The sequence below is a fragment of the Neoroseomonas rubea genome (genome assembly GCF_016106015.1).
GTDB lineage: Bacteria > Pseudomonadota > Alphaproteobacteria > Acetobacterales > Acetobacteraceae > Neoroseomonas > Neoroseomonas rubea.
Map to the genome: position 1 here is coordinate 1 of NZ_JACADQ010000369.1, position 4084 is coordinate 4084.

3 protein-coding genes are annotated in these 4084 nt (G+C 72.6%); all 3 read right to left on the reverse strand.

Translation table 11 applies throughout. From position 1 onward, the window contains the following. Positions 1-175: 175 nt before the first annotated feature. Positions 176-1123 (reverse strand): PhoH family protein, encoded by a 948-nt coding sequence (locus HW577_RS21945; RefSeq protein ID WP_198378248.1) that lies wholly within the window; start codon positions 1121-1123, stop codon positions 176-178. 98 nt (positions 1124-1221) lie between these two features. Continuing rightward, positions 1222-2601, reverse strand: coding sequence for a tRNA (N6-isopentenyl adenosine(37)-C2)-methylthiotransferase MiaB (miaB, locus tag HW577_RS21950; protein WP_198378246.1), 1380 nt, complete (start codon positions 2599-2601; stop codon positions 1222-1224). Between the two features lie 184 nt (positions 2602-2785). After that, complete coding sequence (locus tag HW577_RS21955) at positions 2786-3703, reverse strand: lysophospholipid acyltransferase family protein (protein WP_198378247.1); 918 nt, start codon at positions 3701-3703, stop codon at positions 2786-2788. Positions 3704-4084 lie beyond the last annotated feature (381 nt).

Genomic DNA, 4084 nt, shown 5'->3' on the forward strand with positions numbered 1-4084 from the left:
GGCCGCGCCCGCTTCGCGCAGGGCGGCCTCGGCGGCCCTGCGCGCCAGCGCCTCGGGCCGCTTCACGGCGGCGCGCCAGCCCGGCGCCGCCAGGACCACGGAGATGTCCACCATCCCCCCTGGCCCGTTCCGAAGCCCAGCCCCGGCGGCATCAACGCCACCACGGCCGGGACGGCTACTTCCCGGTTCCATACCTCTCCTTCTTCGCCCGGGACTGCTCGTCCGCCCGCCCATAGGCGGCGACGATCCGGGCCACGAGCGGATGCCTTACCACATCCCGTTCGGCAAATCTCGCGACACCGATGCCCTCCACCCCCTCCAGGATGCGCAGCGCCTCGGCCAGGCCCGAGGGCTGGCCGGGGGGTAGGTCCACCTGGGTGGGGTCGCCGGTCACGACCATCCGGCTGCCTTCCCCCATGCGGGTGAGGAACATCTTCATCTGCGCGGCGGTGGTGTTCTGCGCCTCATCCAATATCGCGTAGCAATGCGCCAGCGTCCGCCCGCGCATGAAGGCGAGGGGGGCGATCTCGATCTCCCCGCGCTCGATCCGCTTGGCCACCTGCTCGGCCGGCAGCATGTCGTGCAGCGCGTCGTACAGGGGGCGGAGATAGGGATCGACCTTCTCCTTCATGTCCCCGGGCAGGAAGCCGAGCCTCTCCCCCGCCTCGACGGCGGGGCGGGAGAGCACGATGCGATCGACCCGCCCGGTCTGCAGCAGCGCCACCCCCTGCGCCACGGCGAGATAGGTCTTGCCCGTCCCGGCGGGGCCGACGCCGAACACCATCTCGCGGCGCGCCAGCATCTCGATATAGGCGGCCTGGGCGGCCGATCGCGGCGCGATGGCGCCCTTGCGCGTGCGGATCGCCGGCAGGTCGGCGAGCGGCAGGCGGGGTTCGCCCTGTTCCGCGCCGCCCTCGGCGAGCCTGAGCGCCGCCTCCACCTCCGCCGTGCCCACATGCTGCCCCTGTTCCAGCCGCTTCCACAGCGCGAGCAGCGCCGCTTCCGCCATTTCCGTCCGCTCCGCCCCGCCCGAGATCGCGATCCGGTTCCCGCGCGAGGACAATCGCACGCCGAGCACCTGCTCGATCCGGGCCAGGTGCCGGTCGTGCTCGCCATGGAGCATGGGCAGCAGCACGTTGTCGTCGAATTGCAGCGTGACCGATCGTTGCTCGGCGGCGCTGCGGGCTTCGGTGGCGCGGAGGGCGAGGCTGGGGGTGGCGGTCAAGCGGCGTTTCTCTCCCTGCTGTCGGGGTGGGGGGGCGCGGCGAGCGCCCCGGTGAGTGAATTGGGGTGCCCGGCGAGGATCTTCACCGGGACGATGCGGCCGGCGAGGCTCTCCGGCCCCTCGAAATGCACCGGGTTCAGCCACGGCGTCCGGCCGGCCATCTGGCCGGGATGCCGGCCCGGGCCGGTGACCAGCACATCGGCCACCATCCCGGCGCGGGAAAGGTTGAACGCCGTCTGCTGGTCGCGCAGCAGCGCCTGGATCTCGGCCAGCCGCGCATCCTTCGTGGCCTCCTCCACCGCCCCGGCCATGGTCGAGGCCGGCGTGCCCGGGCGGGAGGAATACTTGAAGGAGAAGGCCTGGGCGAAGCCGACGGCGCGGATCAGCGCGAGCGTCGCCGCGTGATCCGCTTCGCTCTCCCCCGGATGCCCGGCGATGATGTCGGTGGACAGGGCGAGATCCGGCCGCCCCGCCCGCAGCCGATCGACCAGCCGCAGGTAGTCCTCCGCCGTGTGGCCGCGGTTCATCATCTTCAGCACCCGGTCGCTGCCCGACTGCACGGGCAGGTGCAGGAAGGGCATCAGCGCGGGAACGTCGCCATGCGCGGCGATGAGGTCGTCATCCATGTCGCGGGGGTGGGAGGTGGTGTAGCGGATGCGCGCCAGCCCCTCGATCTCCGCCAGCGCGCGGACCAGCCGCCCCAGCGTCCAGGCGCGCCCCTCCGGCCCCTCGCCATGGAAGGCGTTCACGTTCTGCCCGAGCAGCGTGATCTCCCGCGCCCCGAGCGAAACCAGGCGCCGCGCCTCGGCCAGGATGGCCGCCACGGGCCGCGAATACTCCGCCCCGCGGGTGTAGGGGACGACGCAGAAGGAACAGAACTTGTCGCAGCCCTCCTGCACCGTCAGGAACGCCGTCACCCCCTGCGGCGCGGCCTGTTCGGGCAGGTGGTCGAACTTGTCCTCGGCGGGGAAGTCGGTCTCGATCACGGCGCCGGCGGCGCGGGAGGCGCGCGCGACCATCTCCGGCAGCCGGTGGTAGGATTGCGGCCCCAGCACGATGTCCACCCAGGGCGCGCGGGCGGTGATCTCCGCCCCTTCCGCCTGGGCGACGCAGCCGGCGACGGCGATCACCATCTCCCCGCCCTTGTCGCGCTTCGCCTCCCGCAGCCGGCCGAGGTCGGAGAACACCTTCTCCGTCGCCTTTTCCCGGATGTGGCAGGTGTTGAGGATGACCATGTCGGCCTCCTCCACCTTCTCGGTCGGCGCGTAGCCGAGCGGGGCCAGCACATCCGCCATGCGGGCGCTGTCATAGACGTTCATTTGGCAGCCCCAGGTGCGGATCAGCAGCCGCTTCGGGGATGCGGGGGGCGTGGTCATCGGGGTCAGGCTCCGCCGGCGCCGCCGCGCAGGCCGCGGCGGAGTGAGGCGGCGGAGATGCGCAGCGGAGCCGCGCGGGTCAAGCGACCCTGATTCCGGGCGAGACCGTCATGGGGGCAGCCTGACCGGGCTTTCCGCGTCGGGTCAAGGATTTGGCGATGAAACGTCGGTTGCGGTCGCAGCGTCAGCGCGGTGCGAGCGGCAGCGGCGCCACCGGCCGGTTCTGCCGCAGCAACGCCGCGCCCTCGGCCACCACCTCGCTCGCCGCCGCCGTCAGCGCCTTGCGGTCGGGGAACGATGCCGGGTCCGCGGGCTCATGCAGCAGCACCGTCGCCCGCGCGCCGGACCGCCGCGCGATGCGCCAGAAATGCGTCGCGATGTCCATGTCGCCATACCAGGCGAAGAGCGGACGGTCGCGCCGGCAGGCCGGCAGCCCGCCCAGCCGGTCGTACACCAGCGAGACCGGCTGCACCTGACGCGCATCGGCCGCGACCGCGAGGAAGGACGACCGGAAGGGCAGCACCCGCGTGCCGTCGTTCGAGGTGCCTTCGGGGAACAGGATGATGCTGTCCCCGGCGGCCAGCCGCTGCTGGATCTCCTCCGCCTCCCGCCCCGTATGGTTGCGCTTGCGGCTGACGAAGACCGTGCGCCCCAGCCGCGCGACGGTGCCGACCACCGGCCATTGCCCGACCTCGGCCTTCGAGACGAAGGCGGCTTCGAGCACGCTGCCGAGGACGAGGATGTCGAGCCAGGAGGAATGGTTCGAGACATACAACGTCGACGGCACGCTGGACGGCGCGCCGATGACCTGAACGCGCAGCCCGATCAGCCGGCACAGCCCGGCATGGTAGGTCCGCGCGAAGGAGATCTTGGCCCGCCCTGGCAGGCGCATCAGCACCGCCTGGATCGGGATGGACACCAGGGTCCAGAGCACGGCCATCACGATCCGCCGCACCGCGCGGACCCGCCCGCCCATCGGCCGTGGCGCCATCACGTCCGACCAGGCCTCCCCCGGCATCCAGGGGCGGAAGTTCAGCGGCGAGCGGCGGCGCAGGCGCTTGGGGCGCAGCGCTTCCTCGGTCGTGCGGGCGACGGCTTCCATGGGCCCCGCACTAGCCCGCGGATCATGGCGCGGCAATGACGGCGACGCGAAGGATGCGTGAAGGAGGAGTATTGCTGACCTCAATCGCCGGCGCGGCCGTCCGGCCGCTTGGCTTGCGCGCCGTGGACTGGCGCGCTGGCGGCGGCTGATGGTCTGGGCGCGGTCGGGCTTTGCCCTCCCGGATCGAGGCGGGCGCCTCGATCCGTTTTGGTGGCGGTCGGCGCCGGCGCGACACGTCCCGGCACGCCCGGTCCGCCGCGCGGTGCTGGACGGGCCAGCCCGCCCGCCGGCAGCATGGGCCGCATCCTCGCCGGGACCGAACGACCATGACGATCCGCCGCCGCGCCCTGCTCGCCGCCCCGCCCGCCGCTTCCCTCGCCG

Excerpts from the sequence above, each read along its gene's own strand:
- HW577_RS21955 (WP_198378247.1), bottom strand. The coding sequence starts at position 3,703 with ATGGAAGCCGTCGCCCGCACGACCGAGGAAGCGCTGCGCCCCAAGCGC.
- HW577_RS21945 (WP_198378248.1), bottom strand. The coding sequence starts at position 1,123 with ATGCTCCATGGCGAGCACGACCGGCACCTGGCCCGGATCGAGCAGGTG.
- miaB (WP_198378246.1), bottom strand. The coding sequence starts at position 2,601 with ATGACCACGCCCCCCGCATCCCCGAAGCGGCTGCTGATCCGCACCTGG.